At 64.1% G+C, this 16531-nt stretch carries 15 protein-coding genes and 2 tRNA genes; 4 read left to right on the top strand and 13 right to left on the bottom strand.

The window, feature by feature from the left end; all coding sequences use genetic code 11:
- Position 1: 1 nt before the first annotated feature.
- The 5 genes from AC3WJM_RS10305 to leuC form a co-directional block, all read right to left on the bottom strand.
- Positions 2-1054, bottom strand: a complete 1053-nt coding sequence (locus AC3WJM_RS10305; protein ID WP_284988351.1) for an NAD(P)H-dependent glycerol-3-phosphate dehydrogenase — start codon at positions 1052-1054, stop codon at positions 2-4.
- Positions 1051-1827 carry a lysophospholipid acyltransferase family protein gene (locus tag AC3WJM_RS10300; protein ID WP_284988352.1) on the bottom strand — a complete coding sequence of 259 codons (777 nt, stop codon included), beginning with the start codon at positions 1825-1827 and terminating at the stop codon, positions 1051-1053. The genes AC3WJM_RS10305 and AC3WJM_RS10300 overlap by 4 nt, the downstream gene beginning before the upstream one ends.
- A gap of 11 nt (positions 1828-1838) precedes the next feature.
- A complete protein-coding gene (gene murA, locus AC3WJM_RS10295) occupies positions 1839-3164 on the bottom strand; it encodes a UDP-N-acetylglucosamine 1-carboxyvinyltransferase (protein WP_059387657.1) in 1326 nt (441 codons plus the stop codon).
- A gap of 356 nt (positions 3165-3520) precedes the next feature.
- The gene (gene leuD, locus AC3WJM_RS10290; protein ID WP_059387656.1) at positions 3521-4123 is read right to left on the bottom strand and encodes a 3-isopropylmalate dehydratase small subunit; all 603 of its coding nucleotides are present in this window, start codon (positions 4121-4123) and stop codon (positions 3521-3523) included.
- Positions 4124-4132: 9 nt separating this feature from the next.
- A complete protein-coding gene (gene leuC, locus AC3WJM_RS10285) occupies positions 4133-5587 on the bottom strand; it encodes a 3-isopropylmalate dehydratase large subunit (protein ID WP_492271836.1) in 1455 nt (484 codons plus the stop codon).
- Positions 5588-5699: 112 nt separating this feature from the next.
- Here leuC and AC3WJM_RS10280 point away from each other — a divergent pair, with 112 nt between their 5' ends.
- Both AC3WJM_RS10280 and AC3WJM_RS10275 read left to right on the top strand, forming a co-directional pair.
- On the top strand, positions 5700-6419 hold the full coding sequence (locus AC3WJM_RS10280; protein ID WP_028264661.1) for an IclR family transcriptional regulator: 720 nt from the start codon (positions 5700-5702) through the stop codon (positions 6417-6419).
- Positions 6420-6489: 70 nt separating this feature from the next.
- The gene (locus AC3WJM_RS10275; RefSeq protein ID WP_332601864.1) at positions 6490-7053 is read left to right on the top strand and encodes a DUF1697 domain-containing protein; all 564 of its coding nucleotides are present in this window, start codon (positions 6490-6492) and stop codon (positions 7051-7053) included.
- A 104-nt stretch (positions 7054-7157) separates the two neighbouring features.
- Here the strand turns inward: AC3WJM_RS10275 and AC3WJM_RS10270 are convergent.
- Positions 7158-7230, bottom strand: a tRNA-Glu gene (locus AC3WJM_RS10270).
- Between the two features lie 141 nt (positions 7231-7371).
- Positions 7372-7443 (bottom strand) — tRNA-Gln (locus tag AC3WJM_RS10265).
- Between the two features lie 343 nt (positions 7444-7786).
- On the opposite strand from AC3WJM_RS10265, the gene AC3WJM_RS10260 reads away from it, so the two are divergent.
- Positions 7787-9250 (top strand): hypothetical protein, encoded by a 1464-nt coding sequence (locus AC3WJM_RS10260; protein ID WP_492271835.1) that lies wholly within the window; start codon positions 7787-7789, stop codon positions 9248-9250.
- Positions 9251-9260: 10 nt separating this feature from the next.
- Here the strand turns inward: AC3WJM_RS10260 and AC3WJM_RS10255 are convergent, their stop codons facing one another.
- The 4 genes from AC3WJM_RS10255 to AC3WJM_RS10240 form a co-directional block, all read right to left on the bottom strand.
- Positions 9261-9974, bottom strand: coding sequence for an HAD family hydrolase (locus AC3WJM_RS10255; protein WP_492271834.1), 714 nt, complete (start codon positions 9972-9974; stop codon positions 9261-9263).
- A 12-nt stretch (positions 9975-9986) separates the two neighbouring features.
- Positions 9987-11501: a glutamate--tRNA ligase gene (gltX, locus tag AC3WJM_RS10250; protein WP_492258913.1), complete on the bottom strand. Its 1515-nt coding sequence runs from the start codon at positions 11499-11501 to the stop codon at positions 9987-9989.
- An 88-nt stretch (positions 11502-11589) separates the two neighbouring features.
- Positions 11590-12366, bottom strand: coding sequence for a fumarylacetoacetate hydrolase family protein (locus tag AC3WJM_RS10245; protein WP_059387649.1), 777 nt, complete (start codon positions 12364-12366; stop codon positions 11590-11592).
- A 56-nt stretch (positions 12367-12422) separates the two neighbouring features.
- Positions 12423-13205: an MBL fold metallo-hydrolase gene (locus AC3WJM_RS10240; RefSeq protein ID WP_492271833.1), complete on the bottom strand. Its 783-nt coding sequence runs from the start codon at positions 13203-13205 to the stop codon at positions 12423-12425.
- A gap of 153 nt (positions 13206-13358) precedes the next feature.
- Here AC3WJM_RS10240 and AC3WJM_RS10235 point away from each other — a divergent pair, with 153 nt between their 5' ends.
- Complete coding sequence (locus AC3WJM_RS10235; protein WP_284988357.1) at positions 13359-14093, top strand: SGNH/GDSL hydrolase family protein; 735 nt, start codon at positions 13359-13361, stop codon at positions 14091-14093.
- 117 nt (positions 14094-14210) lie between these two features.
- Here the strand turns inward: AC3WJM_RS10235 and AC3WJM_RS10230 are convergent, their stop codons facing one another.
- A complete protein-coding gene (locus AC3WJM_RS10230; RefSeq protein WP_441432400.1) occupies positions 14211-15323 on the bottom strand; it encodes a branched-chain amino acid aminotransferase in 1113 nt (370 codons plus the stop codon).
- Positions 15324-15456: 133 nt separating this feature from the next.
- The gene (locus AC3WJM_RS10225; protein WP_492271832.1) at positions 15457-16521 is read right to left on the bottom strand and encodes a 3-isopropylmalate dehydrogenase; all 1065 of its coding nucleotides are present in this window, start codon (positions 16519-16521) and stop codon (positions 15457-15459) included.
- Positions 16522-16531: the final 10 nt, after the last annotated feature.

Genomic DNA, 16531 nt, shown 5'->3' with positions numbered 1-16531 from the left:
GTCAGTAATCGCCTTCGGACTTCAGGGAGCGGGCCAGGAGTCTGGGCCCAAGTTCATCAACGGACAGTTTGCCTTCGAGGACGGCCACAACGGCCGCGGTGATCGGCATGTCGACACCGAGTTTCCCGGCTAGTTCGTAGACAGCGTACCCGGATTTGATGCCTTCCGCCGTCTGAGTCATGTGCTCGGTGACCTGTTCAAGGGTCAAACCTTCGCCGAGCAACCGCCCGGCCGTGTGGTTTCGGGACAAGGGCGAAGAACAGGTAGCCACGAGGTCTCCCAGTCCGGCAAGTCCGGCCATCGTGCGCGCTTCGCCGCCCAGGGCAAGAGCCAGCCTCGATGTCTCCGCGAGGCCGCGAGTGATCACGGACGCCTTGGTGTTGTCGCCCATTTGCTTGCCTTCGCAGATACCGACGGCAAGGGCAATGACGTTTTTCACGATTCCCCCGATTTCGACGCCGACCACGTCGTTGCTCGTGTAGGGGCGGAAGTACGGCGCGGTGCAGTAGAGGGCGAACGATGCAGCAGTGGCTTCGTCGCTGCAGGCCACCACAGAGGCTGTCGGTTCCTGGCGGGCGATCTCCATTGCCAGGTTGGGTCCCGAAACAACGGCCACGCGTTCCTGCGGAATGTCGAGTTCCTCGGAAATGACTTCGCTCATGCGGGAATCCGTACCGAGTTCAAGGCCCTTCATGAGGGAAACGACCACGGCGCCGGGTGCCACGAGCGGTTTCCATTTGCGCAGTTGAAGCCGAAGCGACTGCGCCGGCACGGCGAGGATCACGATTCCGGCGCCCGCAAGGACCTCGGCCACATCCGTTGAAGCCGTGATGGAATCTGGCAGTGCAATGTCCTTCAGGTACTGCGTGTTGCGGTGCTCCGCGTTGATCTGGTCGACCACTTCGTCCCGCCGGCCCCAAATGCGGATACTGCGCTCCGCACCGCTCGCAAGTGCAGCATCAGCCAGGACCTTCGCGAACGTCGTACCCCAGGATCCCGCGCCAAGCACGGCCACAACGCCTTTGTCGGCGATGAGTTCTTCCCCGGAAGTCACTTCAGTCCGTCCGTGCCATCGGTGCCCGCGGTTCCCTCAGTCGCTTGGAAGCGGCCGTGCTTCGACTGATTGTGGGCAGCAGGGTCCCAGCGTTCCTTGGGCGGTTCTTCCCCGCGCAAGGTAGCAAGAAGCTCCGTGATGGCAACCATGATGATGTCCGTAGCCTCAACCAGGGTGGCCCGGTCCAGCGGCCGGCCCTGGAAAGCGCTGAGGTCCACGGGATCGCCTACCAGGATGCGGGATGTCTTCCGCGGGAACACGTGCAGGCGTTTGGCGTAACGGGGAAACACCTCATGGGCACCCCAATGGGCAATGGGAACCACAGGGGCACCCGTCTGGATTGCCAGGCGGGCAGCTCCCGTGTGGCCCTTCATCGGCCACAAGTCCGGATCGCGCGTCAGGGTACCCTCCGGATAGATGATGATGGCGCCGCCAGCATCCACCACTTCCTGGGCGGCTTGCAACGAGCGGTTCGCCCCCGTCGTCGAGCGCTCCACGGGAATCTGGTTCGTGGCGCGCAACAGGCTGCCGAGGACCGGCGCCTTGAAGAGGCCCGCCTTCGCGAGGAAATGCGGCGGACGCTTCATGTTGTAGAGCATGTGCCCCACGACGATGGGGTCGATCTCGGTGCAGTGGTTCGGGGCGGCGATGAAGCCACCCGCGGGAAGCTTGTCGGTCCCCTCCCACTTCTTTGCCATGAGGACGTTCATGAGCGGTCGTGCAAGTCCCGCAAGAACAGCGAACATGGCACGGCTCTGGGCCGATTCCTTCAAGGTGTCCCCCGTTACTTGGATTCGGTGAGGTCGAAATCGGCGCCCAGGCCGGCGAGCTTTTCGGTGAAGCGCTCGTAGCCGCGGTTGATGATGTCGATCCCGGTCACCCTGGACGTGCCGGTCGCGGCGAGCGCCGCAATGAGGTGGCTGAATCCGCCACGGAGGTCGGGGATGTCGATGTCGGTTCCCCTGAGCGGAGTGGGTCCTGAGACGACGGCGGAGTGCAGGAAGTTGCGCTGGCCGAAGCGGCAGGGCACGCTTCCGAGGCATTCACGGTGGACCTGGATGGTTGCGCCCATGCGGGTCAGGGCGTCGGTGAAGCCGAAGCGGTTTTCGTACACGGTTTCGTGGACGATCGACACGCCTTCAGCCTGGGTCAGGGCGACCACCAGGGGCTGTTGCCAGTCGGTCATGAAGCCCGGGTGCACATCCGTCTCAAGGACGAGCGGGCTCAGCTTTCCGCCAGGGTGGTAGAAACGGATGCCGTCCTCGCGGATGTCCATTCCGCCGCCCACCTTGCGGTAGGTGTTGAGGAACGTCATCATGTCCCGCTGGGAAGCGCCCTCCACGAAGATGTCTCCCCGGGTCACCAAGGCAGCCGAAGCCCACGACGCCGATTCGTTGCGGTCTGCCAGTGCGCGGTGGTCGTAGCCACCCAGGTCCCGAACGCCCTCGATCCGGATGGTGCGATCGGTCTGGACGCTGATGATGGCACCCATCTTCTGCAGCACAGCGATGAGGTCGATGATTTCGGGTTCGGTGGCGGCACCGCTGAGTTCGGTGATGCCCTCGGCGCGGGTGGCACTCAGCAGGACCTGTTCCGTGGCTCCCACCGACGGGTACGGGAGTGAGATCTTGGCGCCGTGAAGTCCCTTGGGAGCGGAGATGTGGATGCCGCCCGGGCGCTTTTCGACGACGGCGCCAAACTGGCGGAGCACGTTCAGGTGGTAGTCGATGGGCCGGTCGCCGATCTTGCAGCCACCGAGATCGGGAATGAAGGCTTCTCCGATCGCATGGATCAAGGGACCGCAGAGCAGGATCGGGATACGGGAGTCCCCGGCGTGCGCGTCGATCGCGGTGCTGGACGCTGTCTTCGCATTCTTGGGATCCAGAGTGAGATCGCCGGTGACGGGATCCTTCTGCACAGTCACGCCGTGGAGCTGCAAGAGGCTGGTGACCACCTCGACGTCCTTGATTTCCGGGACGTTCCGCAGCACCGACGGTTCGTTGCCGAGGAGGGAAGCCACCATGGCCTTGGGAACAAGGTTCTTGGCACCTCTGACGGTGACGCGGCCAGTCAAAGGGACGCCGCCGCGGATTGTCAGAACACTACTCATCTATACCGGTTTCCTCACGAGTTGATGCCCCCACACTTACGAAGGCTCCAGCTAAGCATAAAAGCTGACGTTACCGATTCGAAATGCCGGGGCGCGGCGAAGGCCGGCTTTCAGCGACGCGGGGTCACTTACGGCCCATGTTGCCGCCCGGCATGGGCCGTAAGTGACCCCGCGTTCGTGCCCGATCCATGGATAACCCCTCATTCCAGCCCCAACGACAACCATGAAGCTGCACAACGCCGGGATCAGGCCATGGCCACATCCCGCGAAACGCGTCACGCAGACGAAAAGGACCGGCGCACCCGTTCTTTCGGGTGCACCGGTCCTTTCAAGGTACGGAAGCTGCTCGGTTCGCGCTACTGGGTGCGCGCCGGCAGGGTTTTCGGTTTGAAGGAAGGCCTTGTGGCCTCGTAGGCCGTGATGTCTTCCTCGTGCTGGAGCGTCAGTCCGATGTCATCCAGGCCCTCGAGGAGGCGCCAGCGGGTGTAGTCATCGATCTCGAAAGGTGCGACGACGTTTCCGCACTCAACGGTCTTGGACACGAGGTCCACCTTGACTTCGGTGCCGGGCGCGTTTTCAAGGACTTTCCAGATGAGCTCGATGTCGTCCTGGGCAAGCTCGGCCGCCAGGAGGCCTTGCTTTCCCGAGTTGCCGCGGAAAATATCCGCGAACCGGGACGAGAGCACGGCTTTGAAGCCGTAGTCCTTCAGCGCCCAGACTGCGTGCTCGCGGGATGAACCGGTACCGAAATCGGGTCCCGCCACCAGCACGGAGCCGGCGTTGAAGGGTTCCTGGTTGAGGATGAAGGACGGGTCCTTCCGCCACGCCGAGAACAGGGCGTCCTCGAAACCGGTACGCGTAATCCGCTTCAAGTAGACCGCGGGAATGATCTGGTCCGTGTCCACATTGCTCTGGCGCAGCGGGACACCGATGCCGGTGTGGGTGGTGAACTTTTCCATGGGGCCCTCCTAGGCGGCGTCGGTGGTGGTGGATGCGGAAACAGAGGCGGGCTCCAGGTCCGAAGGCGAGCTCAGCGTTCCGCGGACTGCCGTGGCTGCGGCGACTACCGGCGAAACCAGGTGGGTACGTCCGCCCTTGCCCTGGCGTCCTTCGAAGTTGCGGTTCGAGGTGGAGGCACAGCGCTCCCCCGGTTCCAGTTGGTCCGGATTCATGCCCAGGCACATGGAGCAACCGGCGAAGCGCCATTCAGCGCCGAATTCCTTGAACACCTTGTCCAGGCCCTCGGCTTCGGCTTCAAGGCGGACGCGTGCCGAGCCGGGGACCACGAGCATGCGGACCTTGGGGTCCTTTTCGCGCCCGCGTATGACATCGGCGGCGGCCCGGAGGTCCTCGATGCGGGAGTTCGTGCAGGATCCGAGGAAGACCGTGTCCACCCGGATGTCCTTCATGGGCGTCCCGGCTTCGAGGCCCATGTACTGCAGCGCGCGCTCGGCAGCCAGCTTGGCGTTCTCGTCACCGAAGTCCGCGGGGAACGGCACTGCCTCGTTGAGCGAAATGCCCTGGCCCGGGTTGGTCCCCCAGGTCACGAACGGCTCCAAGGTATCGGCGTCGAGGTCCACCTCGACGTCAAAAGGGGCGTCGTCGTCGGTGTGCAGCGTGTTCCAGTATTCGACGGCGGCATCCCACTCGTCGCCCTGGGGGGCGTGCGGGCGGCCGTACATGTAGTCGTACGTCGTCTGGTCCGGGGCCACCAGGCCAGCGCGGGCGCCGGCCTCGATGGACATGTTGCAGATGGTCATGCGGGCATCCATGGAGAGCGCCCGGATGGCCGAGCCGCGGTACTCCAGGACGTAGCCCTGCCCGCCGCCGGTGCCGATCTTGGCAATGACTGCAAGGATGATGTCCTTCGCCGAAACGCCCGGACGCAGGGTGCCTTCAACGTTGATGGCCATGGTCTTGAACGGCTTGAGGGACAGCGTCTGGGTGGCCATGACGTGTTCCACCTCGGAAGTGCCGATACCCATGGCGAGTGCTCCGAAGGCGCCGTGGGTCGAGGTGTGTGAATCGCCGCAGACAACCGTCATGCCGGGCTGGGTGAGGCCCAGCTGGGGTCCGACAACGTGCACAATGCCCTGCTCGGCGTCGCCGAGCGAGTGCAGGCGGACTCCGAACTCCTTGCAGTTGTTCCGCAAGGTCTGGATCTGGGTGCGGCTGGTCAGATCGGCAATCGGCTTGTCGATGTCCAGGGTCGGAGTGTTGTGGTCCTCCGTGGCGATCGTGAGGTCCGGGCGGCGCAGGGGTCGTCCAGCAAGGCGCAAGCCCTCAAAGGCCTGCGGGGAGGTCACCTCATGCACGAGGTGCAGGTCGATGAACAGAAGATCGGGCTGGGCGTTGGCTCCTTCGCCTTCGCCCTTGCGCACCACGTGCGCATCCCAAACTTTCTCGGCCAGTGTCTTTCCCACGGCCTGCTCCCTTCACTGCGGTTGGCTTGACTACTTCCACTGAACATCAGTGATGCGAACTGCGCCAGTGAAACAACTTGCATCTCAGATATTGAGACGGCAATATCATTACATGGACAATTCTAGTGGAGTCGGCGTCATCGATAAAGCGGCCCAGGTGCTCGACGCACTTGAGGCGGGGCCAACCACCTTGGCTCAACTTGTGGCGGCAACAGGTCTGGCCCGCCCCACGGTGCACCGCCTTGCGCTGGCGCTCGTCCACCACCGCCTCGTGAGCCGCGACATCCAAGGGCGTTTTGTCCTCGGCAGCCGCCTTGTCGAGCTTGCTTCGGCAGCCGGCGAAGACCGGCTCATCGCTTCCGCAGGCCCCGTCTTGATCCAGTTGCGCGACGCCACCGGAGAGAGCGCCCAGATCTTCCGACGCCAGGGCGACTGGCGCGTCTGCGTTGCCTCGGCCGAACGTCCGATCGGCCTGCGCGACACCATTCCCGTAGGCACACAGCTCTCCATGAAGGCCGGCTCCGCCGCCCAGATCCTGCTGGCATGGGAAGACCACGACCGCCTCTTGGACGGACTTCAGAACGCCCGGTTCACGCCGACAGTGCTGGCAGGAGTACGACGCCGGGGCTGGGCCCAGAGCCTCGGCGAACGCGAGCCTGGAGTCGCCTCGGTCTCCGCACCCGTGCGCGGCCCTTCCGGCCGGGTCATTGCTGCGGTGTCCATCTCCGGCCCCATCGAGCGCCTGACCCGCCAGCCCGGACGCCTGCATGCCGAAGTCGTCTGCAACGCCGCCCGGGTACTGACCGAAGCCCTGCGCAAGAACAACGACTAAGCGCTTCCCGTTTCCCGCCAGCCTCCCCGTCTGCGCCCCTCCTGCAGACGGGCGCAGGTAGGGTAGGCGCATGAACAGCTTTGCCGTGTTCCTGCGCGGGATCAACGTGGGCGGGATCAACATCAAGATGGCCGACCTCAAAGCAGCCCTGAAGGCGTACCCCTTCACCGACGTCAAGACCTTGCTGGCCAGCGGCAACGTGGTGCTCCGGAGCGAGCTCGACGCAGCGGGAGTCAAGGACGAATTCGAAAAGTGCTTGAGGTCGGCATTTGGCTACGACGCCTGGGTGGTGGTCCTGAGCTCCGAAAGGGTTGCCGAACTAGTGGAAGCCTGCCCCTATCCGGCAGACGATAAAACCACGCACAGCTACATCACGCTCGCCTCGGACGCGGCCATGCTGGACGAACTATTCAACGCCGGCGCGGCCCTCGGCGCACCAGGGCAGGGCGGCGTCGAGCAAGTCCGGCTGGGTCCCGAGGCGACGGCGTGGCTAGCCCCGGCGGGAGGAACCTTGGACAGCCCCTTCAGCAAGCTCTCCGCAAAGACCCGCTACAAGGCGAGCACCACCACGCGGAACCTCCGCACGCTCATCAAGGTCAGGGATGCTGCAGAGGCCCTTCAGAAGACCACCTGAGCTGCCAGCCGTACTGCTCCCCCTTTATTGAGGGGAGAAATCCACACGAACTTTGGGCAAAGAAAAATCCCCCGGAACCTGATGGTTCCGGGGGATTCATTTTGTGACCCCAGCGGGATTCGAACCCGCGTTACCGCCGTGAGAGGGCGGCGTACTAGGCCGCTATACGATGGGGCCTTGCACTTTGTTTTACTGCCATATTGAACACCGCTTCCGGCATTCAAGCTGAATGAGTATTTCATACATCCAGCATTGTTTCAAATCGGCGAACCGTTTTGAAACTCCAAATTCCCGCGCAAATTCGCGGATTATTCAGAGCTGGGATACCAGGACTCGAACCTAGAATGACGGTACCAGAAACCGTAGTGTTGCCAATTACACCATATCCCATTGGCGCTTTTAGGCCGGATTCGATGGCGTAAACCTTCGCTCCGTGCCCCTCAGCACGAGTAATTACTTTACCCGAGACTTTCGATGCACACAAATCGACCGCGCACGCCCGCGCCCGCCCGATGCGCACCTCGACAATCCCCCGGCAAGGATGACGACATCGAAAAAACCCTTGCAATCGGCAGGGTCTTAGCTTTACTCTCGGTAAGTTACCAATCGGTAACCAACGCCACGCACTTGTTTCGTGGCACAGCTACAGGCCGGGTCGCCTGTTAGCTGCGTCACATGGGGGGATCCCTGGCAGCAGCGCCGCTGTCGGGAAAGTCATCGAGAGGAATTGCCCATGACACCGAACCCTGCAACTGCCACCAGAACGCGGAGCCGTGCCCAGATAATCGCCATTGCCGTGCTCGCACTCCTGTTGATCGCGCTCCTCGGCTTCTACACCCTGGTCATTGGGAAGATCGCGGCGGGGTCGGCGCAGCTGAATGACGGCGCAGGCCAGGCATCCGCCGGCGCAGGCCAGCTCAAGGACGGCGCGGCAAGGCTTGCGGGTGGAGCCGCGGAAGCCGGGACAGGTGCGGCCAAGCTGGCTGATGGCGCGTCAAAAGTCCAAAACGGAATCCAAGGCAAACTAGCCCCGGGAGCCCAGCAGTTGAAGGACGGAGCCGACAAACTCGCAACTGGGGCCGTGAAAATCCAGAATGACGTCAACGCCAAGCTTGCGCCGGGAGTCTACAAAGTGGACGACGGCGCACAGAAGCTCGCGGCGGGTGCCCTGCAGCTTTCCGCGGCACTGACTCCGACGCCGGGCGGCAATGCTCAAAACAATCTCGGAGACGGCGCCACCCAACTAAACAACGGTGCGAACCAGCTCAACAGCGGAGCCGCCCAGCTCAACTCCGGTGCCGCCCAACTCGATGCAGGTGCTTCCAGGCTCGCGGCGGGCACCGACCAGCTGAAAGGCTACCCGGGTGCCGGAGACGATCCCACCAAGGGAACCGGCTCCGCTGCGTTGGCCCAGGGGCTCCAGCAGCTCGCCGACGCCGCCAACGGTATCCAGGGCGTGGTGCCCCTGGCAACGCTGAAGGCCGAGATCAATGCGCTCAACGACGGCGCGCACCGCCTTGACGCCGGAACCTCGCAATTGCAGGCCGGAGCTGGCCAGCTTTCGGCCGGAGCGGCGCAACTGCACGCCGGCACCGGACGGCTCGCCGACGGCACCGGGAAGCTGGCAGCAGGGACCGGCAAACTGGCGGACGGTTTCGCCATCCTCGCCCAGAAGCTCAACAGCCAGGATCCGGCGTCCCCGGGCGTGGTTCTGGGAACCCAAATGCTCGCCGATGGAACCGCGAAGATCCGCGTGGGCATGGACGGCGTACCTGGCGACCCTGAGCATCCGGGCCTCCTCAAAGCCACCGCCAGCATGACGGACGGCACGTCCCGCTTGGCTGCAGGTACGGACTCGCTGATGACAGGGATCAAGGGCAGCCCTGCTGATCCTTCCTCACCCGGTCTTCTTGACGGTTCCACTGCGTTGGCAGCGGGCGCCTCCAAGTTGTCCGATGGAAACGCCAAACTGGCAGCAGGCTCAGCCCAGTTGTCCACCGGTGCCGACAAACTCGCGGACGGAAATGCGCGGATCGCGGCGGGCACCGCGGAACTGCATCAAGGAGCTGCGGCGGTGTCGCCGTCGAGCATGGCTGAAAAGTCGGATACCGGCACGGCGCTCGGACTTGTGGGCGTCCTGGGAGCGGGTTCCATCGGAACGTTCGTGTTCCTGCGGAAGTTCCGGCTGGGCGCTTAGCTGCAGAGCTTCAGGCGAGCAGCCGGGTCAAGGAGTCTATTTCCCGGCCGGAAAAGTCGGAGGCGAGCTCACCAGTGCGATTCAACCAGATGCCCAGCAATCCGGCAGCAGTGGCGCCGTCGGCGTCGAGAAGGCGGTTGTCTCCCACAAAAAGGGTCTCGGCCGGGGTGGTGCCCAAGCGACGGACCCCTTCCAGGTAAATGGCGGGGTCCGGCTTGGGCACGCCTACGGTGTCCGTTCCGACAAGGACCGAGACCCGGGCAAGCCCCGCACTGTCGAGCTTGACCCGCTGGTAGTCGTGAACGTTGTTGCTCACGGCGCCGTAGGGGATGCCCGCGGCGTCGAGGGCGTCGAGGACGGGCAGGACATCGCTGAACGCCCTGACATAACTGGGCTGTAGGCGCGAGTAGTCATTGAGCCACGTGTGGGAGTCCTCTCCCCCGAGCTCCACGCCGAAATGCCCAAGGGCCGCGCGGCCACGGAGGAGCCGCTGCTCGTTGAACGTCAATTCACCGGCTAGGTACCGGTCATAGAAATGCGTGGTTTCGTGCGTGAAGATCCGTCCGAACTTCTCCCACCCGGCCTGGTCCAGGCCGGGCAGGAGGTGTTCGCTCACGTCACGCAAGGCCGTGGTCATGGCGTACTCAAGGTCCACCAGGGTGTCGTCGATGTCGAACAGGACACCGCGGACCGTGCCGAATGGCTCATGAAGTGCGTTGATCACGGAGTGCCTGAACTAGCCGCGGAACGCGCGCAGGCGGGTGAGCGAGGAATCCTTGCCCAGGATGACCATCGATTCGAACAGCGGCGGCGAGATGCGGCGGCCGGAGATTGCCGTGCGCACCGGGCCGAACGCGAGGCGCGGCTTGATCCCAAGACCTTCCACCAACGCTTGCTTGAGCGCTGCCTGGATGCTTTCCGCTGTCCAGTCGGCGAGGGGTTCCAGCGCAACCAACGCGGCGTCCAGCACCTCGACCAGGTTCTCGGGAAGTCCCTTGCGGGCGTCGTCGGCGATGTCGATCGCGTCGTCCTTCTTGAACAGGAAGGCGAGCATCTCGGGAGCTTCGCCCAGCAGGGTGATCCGTTCCTGGACCAGCGGCGCGGACTCGGCAAGGATCTCTTCCTGGCGCGGAGTCAGGATCTCCCCCACGAAGCCTGCGGCACGCAGGTACGGCACGAGCCTCTGACGGAAGTCCTCGGGCGTGAGCATGCGCACGTGCGTACCGTTGATGGCCTCGGCCTTCTTGATATCGAAGCGCGCAGGGTTGCCCAGGACATCGTGGATATCGAAGTTGGCCACGAGCTGCTCCACGGTGAAGATATCCTCATCGGCGCTCAGCGACCAGCCCAGGAGTGACAGGTAATTGAGCAATCCTTCACGGATGAACCCACGTTCACGGTGCAGGAACAGGCTGGATTCCGGATCGCGCTTGGAAAGCTTCTTGTTGCCCTGGCCCATGACATAGGGAAGGTGGCCGAACTCGGGCATGTACTCAGCCACGCCGATGGCGTAAAGCGCGCGGTAGAGGGCGATCTGCCGGGGCGTGGAGCTGAGCAGGTCCTCACCGCGGAGGACGTGCGTGATGCCCATGAGTGCATCGTCCACGGGATTCACGAGCGTGTACAGCGGAGCTCCGTTGGCACGCACCACAGCGAAGTCAGGCACGGATCCCGCCTTGAACGTGATCTCCCCGCGCACAAGGTCGTTGAAGGTCAGGTCTTCGTCCGGCATGCGCAGGCGCAGCACGGCATTGCGGCCCTCGGCCTTGTACTGGGCGAGCTGTTCCTCGGTGACGTGCCGGTCAAAGCCGTCGTAGCCGAGCTTCGGATCCCGCCCTGCGGCGCGGTGCCGTGCTTCGATCTCCTCGGGAGTGGAGTACGACTCATAGATGTGACCGCCGGCCTTGAGCTTGGCGATGACGTCCTGGTACATGTCGCTGCGCTGCGACTGGCGGTACGGTTCGTGCGGCCCGCCAACCTCGACGCCCTCGTCCCAGTCGATGCCGAGCCACTTCAACGCATCAAGCAGTTGGTGGTAGCTCTCCTCGCTGTCGCGGGCCGAATCAGTGTCCTCGATCCGGAAAATCAGCTTGCCACCCGTGTGCCGCGCGTAGGCCCAGTTGAAGAGGGCCGTGCGGATCAACCCAACGTGCGGAGTTCCCGTAGGTGAGGGGCAGAACCGGACGCGGACCGGGGTTTCGGCGTTCACGGCGGGAATGGCGGCAGAGTTCGGCGCAGCAACAGTAGTCATAGTGGTTCCAACTTTACCCCGTGGCGGTGGGCGGAATGCCCAGTGCCAGCGGGTCCAGAGCGACCGGCTGGGCGGAACGCCGAGCCTCTTAGCGGCGGACTACCGGGTTGGACAAGCGGCCGATGCCTTCGATCTCGATCTCGTAGCGGTCGCCCTCCTGGACAAGCCCGACGCCGGCAGGAGTCCCGGTCATGATGACATCACCCGGAAGCAGGGTGAAAGCCTGCGAAACGATCGACACCAGCTCGCGCACGCTGCGGATCATCTGGTTCGTGCTGCCGTCCTGGCGGAGTTCGCCATTGAGCCAGCCCTTGATGGCCAGGTCTTCGGGATCGAGTTCCGTCTCGATCCACGGGCCGAGCGGCGCGGAGGTGTCAAAGCCCTTGGCACGCGCCCACTGCAGGTCCGTCTTCTGGACGTCGCGGGCCGTGAGGTCGTTGCCGCAGGTGTAACCGAAAATGACGTCGTCCACGCGGTCCTCGGGCACGTCCTTGCAAATGCGGCCGATGACGACGCAGAGTTCCGCTTCGAAGGAGACTTCCTCCGAGAACTCAGGCAACACGATCGGATCGTTGGGGCCAACGACGGCGGTATTCGGTTTCAGGAACAGCAAGGGGTGCTGCGGAACTTCATTACCGAGTTCCCGGGCATGCTCGGCGAAGTTCCGTCCGACGCCGATGACCTTGCTGCGGGGAATAATCGGGGCCAGAAGGCGAACGTCCTCCAGCTTGTGGCGGACCGAGGTCCGCTCGACGCCGTTGAAGAAGGGGTCGCCGTGGATGACAGTGATCATTTCACTGCCTGGCTCACCTTCAACGACGCCGTAGACGGGATCAGAATCAACAACAAACCGGGCGATACGCATGGGTTCTAGCGTACCGTCCGCCGGCGGCCGCTATGCGCGCACTGAAGAGGTGCCTGCTAGCCGCGCAGATAGTCCAATTGCGCCGCCACCGAAGTTTCAGCTGCCCAGCGCACGGAAGGATCGACGTCGGGATACACCGCATCGGTGACAGCTTGGACTTCGGCTTGGGCGCCGAGGCGCGCGAGTGCTTCACGGATTTGGTCCAGGCGCATCTCCCTGTGGGCCCGGTACTCGCGGCACACGGCGTCGACGGCTGGCAGGACGGGGCCGTGTGCGGGCAACAGCGTCGCCGGACCGAGGCTTTCGAGCTTGTCGAGGCTGGAGAGGTAATCCCCCAGCCGTCCGTCAGGATAGTCCAGGACGGTGGTGCCCCGCCCCAGGATGGTATCGCCCGTCAGCACCGAGCCGTCCGGTCCGTCGCCCGGAAGGTGGAAGCAGACTGAGTCCGAGGTATGGCCCGGCGTGGCAAGAACCCGGATCTCAACGCCTCCGGCCTCGATGACCTCGCCACCGCGCAACGGCTCGCCGCCGTGGCAGTAGGCGGGATCCGCCGCACGGACGGGCGCGCCGGTGAGTTCGTGGAACACCGCAGAGGCCTCGGTGTGGTCCTTGTGGCGATGGGTGATGAGAACGAGCTCCACAGGCCCCGCGGTGGCCAGGGCCGCGAGGTGCGATTCGTCGAGCGGCCCGGGATCCACGACGACCACTCCAGCAGCGTCCGGCGCGGCAATGACGTACGAGTTGGTGCCGTCAAGGCTCATCGGACCCGGATTAGGCGCGAGCCGCGAGCGGGTGAGGTGGCTGCTGTTCTGGAAAGTGGCGTCATTGACCGGATTCACTTCTCCATCTTGGCACACGCCAAGTGGCGGGACCTTGGACGGGAAGCCCGGTTCCGCGAGCCAGGAAGCAAGAGGCAGGCACGGCACACGACGTAACATGGTGCCAAGGAACTGGGACGGATACATGTGGACAGTTGCGGAGGAGGAGCCGAATTGGGGCGGAATCACACCCGACGAAGAGAACTTCTCCGGACGACGACGGCGATCGCCACCGCCTGCCTTTCCGTCCTCGCACTCCTCAGCGCCTGTTCCTCCGACACCGGACCACGGTCCGCCGCGGCCCAGCCCACCGTGGTGATCATCGGAGACTCCCTCAGCACGGGTCACGGCACCTCGCCTGACGAGGCCTGGCCAAAGCTGGTGGAGAACGATCCCGGCTTTCAACAGCTCCAAGCGACCATCGTCAATGCCGCACGGGATGGCAGCGGCTACGTCAGTGTCGGCGAGGACGGATCGACCTTCGGTTCCCAAGTGGACACAGCGGTAACCGACGAGACCCGCCTGGTGCTGTTCTTTGGTTCCGAAAACGATATGGGAACGGCCGCAGGAGAAACCGAGGCTGCGGCCACGCGGGCGTTCGCCTCAGTCAAGTCCCGCGCTCCCCAAGCCGACATCGTCGTGGTCGGGCCGCCGTCGTACACGAGCACGCCCGAAGCCGAAAGGCTCGACATCCGCGACCAGGACAAGGCCGCTGCCCTGAAAGCCGGCGCGCACTTCGTTGATCCGATCGACCTCGGCTGGATCATGGACGATGCCGCGGAGCTCATTGGTCCCGACGGCGATCACCCATCCGCGGCGGGCCAGCAATATCTGCAGGCCAAGATGGAAGCGCTCATCGGACCGCGGATCCAGCAAGCCAGCACCGGTAACAACCAGCTCACTGGTTAACGGCGACGGCGACCCGCCCACCAGGGTGGGAGGCCGCCGTCGGGCATTTTCCAAGACAGGGCCCACGCCGGCGAGGGACCCAAGCCACGCTTGCGAGGCTTGGGAGCCGGTGGGGACTTAAGCCAGTCGGGTGAGCCAGCCGTGCGTGTCCTCGACCGTTCCGGTCTGGATGCCGAGCAACTGCTCGCGGATGGCCATGGTGGTTTCACCTGCCTTGGCGTCCTCGGAACCGATGAACTCGGTCTTGTCCTTGAGGACGCCGATGGGGGTGATGACGGCGGCGGTTCCGCAAGCAAAGACCTCGGCGATTTCGCCGGAGGCCACGCCGTCGCGCCACTCGGCGAGGGTGATCTTCCGTTCGGAAACCTCGCGGCCCATGTCCTTCGCCACCTGGATGACGGAAGAACGGGTCACGCCTTCGAGGATGGTTCCGGTGAGTGCCGGAGTGACGAGTGAACCGTCCTTCATGACGAAGAAGACGTTCATGCCCCCGAGTTCCTCGACGGCATCGTCGTTGAAGTGGTCCAGGAAAAGGACCTGCTTGCAGCCGTTCTCTTCGGCTTCCATCTGGGCAATCAGGGACGCGGCGTAGTTTCCACCGCACTTGGCTGCACCGGTGCCGCCGCGGCCGGCGCGCGCGTACTCACGGGAGATCCAGATGGATACCGGCTTGAGTTCGCCGCCGAAGTAGTTGCCGGCCGGAGAAGCGATGACCCGGAAGGAGACCTCGCGGGCTGCGCGGACACCCAGGAAGGCTTCCGTCGCGATCATGAACGGACGCAAGTACAGGGCTTCGCCGTCGCCGGACGGAACCCATTCCTTGTCCGCCTGCACGAGTTCGCGGATGGCGCCGAGGAAGTACTCCTCGGGCAGTTCCGGGAGGGCCAAGCGGCGTGCCGACTTGTTCAGGCGGGCGGCGTTGGCCTCGGGACGGAACGTCCAAACGGAGCCGTCAGCGTGGCGGTATGCCTTGAGGCCTTCGAAGATCTCCTGGCCGTAGTGCAGCACTGCCGCCGAAGGGTCCAGGGAAATCGGTCCGTAGGCCTCGACGCGGGCACTGTGCCAGCCGCCGTTGCCCTCGGTGTCGACGCTGTAGTCGACAATGACGGTGTTGTCGGTGAAGTAGTCGCCAAATCCCGGGTTTGCCAGGATAGCTGCACGCTCCTCAGCAGACTTCGGGGTCTCCGAGAGCTGCTGGCTGAATTCGACGCCGTGGGCAGTCTGAGTCATGTTTCCTCCAGTCGGCTACCAGGCAGAGCGAACCATCTCTTGGAGGATATGGTTCAGCGACGGACCACGGCAGCAGTAAATAATTCAAGTAAAGCTTACGCCCGGGTACAGACCCTCAGTGCCAGTACGGGCCCTAGAGCGCGGCAGCGATGGCATCGCCGACGGCAGCGGTGCTGCGGCTGTCGCCGTTGCGGCTTTCGATGTCGGCGACGACGGCGGCTTCGATCCTGCGGGCGGCTCCCGTATAGCCGAGGTGGTCCAGCAACAAGGCCGCGGACAGGATGGCGGCGGTTGGATCTGCCTTCTGCTGTCCGGCGATATCCGGGGCGGAGCCGTGGACGGGTTCGAACATGGAGGGCGCGGTGCGGTCCATGTTGATGTTGCCCGAGGCCGCGAGACCGATCCCGCCGGTGATGGCGGCGGCGAGGTCAGTGATGATGTCTCCGAAGAGGTTGTCGGTGACGATCACGTCGAAGCGGGAGGGGTCGGTCACCATGAAGATGGTGGCGGCGTCGATGTGCAGGTAGTCGTGGGTGACCTCGGGGAATTCCTTGGCCACGGCCTCCACGGTGCGCTTCCACAAGTGGCCTGCGAAGACCAGGACGTTGTGCTTGTGGACGAGGGTGACGTGCTTTCGGGGACGCTCGTTGGCGCGGCGGAAGGCGTCACGGACAACGCGCTCGACGCCGTGGGCCGTGTTGAGCGATACCTCGGTGGCAACCTCGTGGGGGGTGCCCCCGCGGAGCGTACCGCCGTTGCCGACGTACGGACCCTCGGTGCCTTCGCGGACCACGATGAAATCGATGTCGCCGGGATTGGCCAGCGGGCTGCCCACCGTCCCGTAGAGCCGCGAAGGGCGCAGGTTCACGAAGTGGTCAAGGCTGAAGCGGAGCTTGAGCAGCATTTCGCGTTCGATGATGCCTGAAGGGATGCGGGTGTCCCCCGGTGCCGCACCGACGGCGCCGAACAAGATCGCATCGCGGGTACGCAGATCGGCCAGGACCTCGTCCGGGAGGGTCTCGCCGGTTTCAAGCCAGTGCTGGGCTCCGAGCTTGTATTCGGTCTGCTCGAGGGTGACGCCTTCTTCGGCGACAACCTTTTCCAGGACTTTGAGGGCTTCGGCAATGACTTCGGGGCCAATGCCGTCGCCGGGAATGACAGCCAGGTTGATCGTTGCGGCGGGTTGCGTTGCACTCATGTTTTCAGAC

This window comes from Arthrobacter sp. FW306-1B-G06A (assembly GCF_058781765.1).
This window is presented reverse-complemented; position numbering and strand designations above follow the sequence as displayed.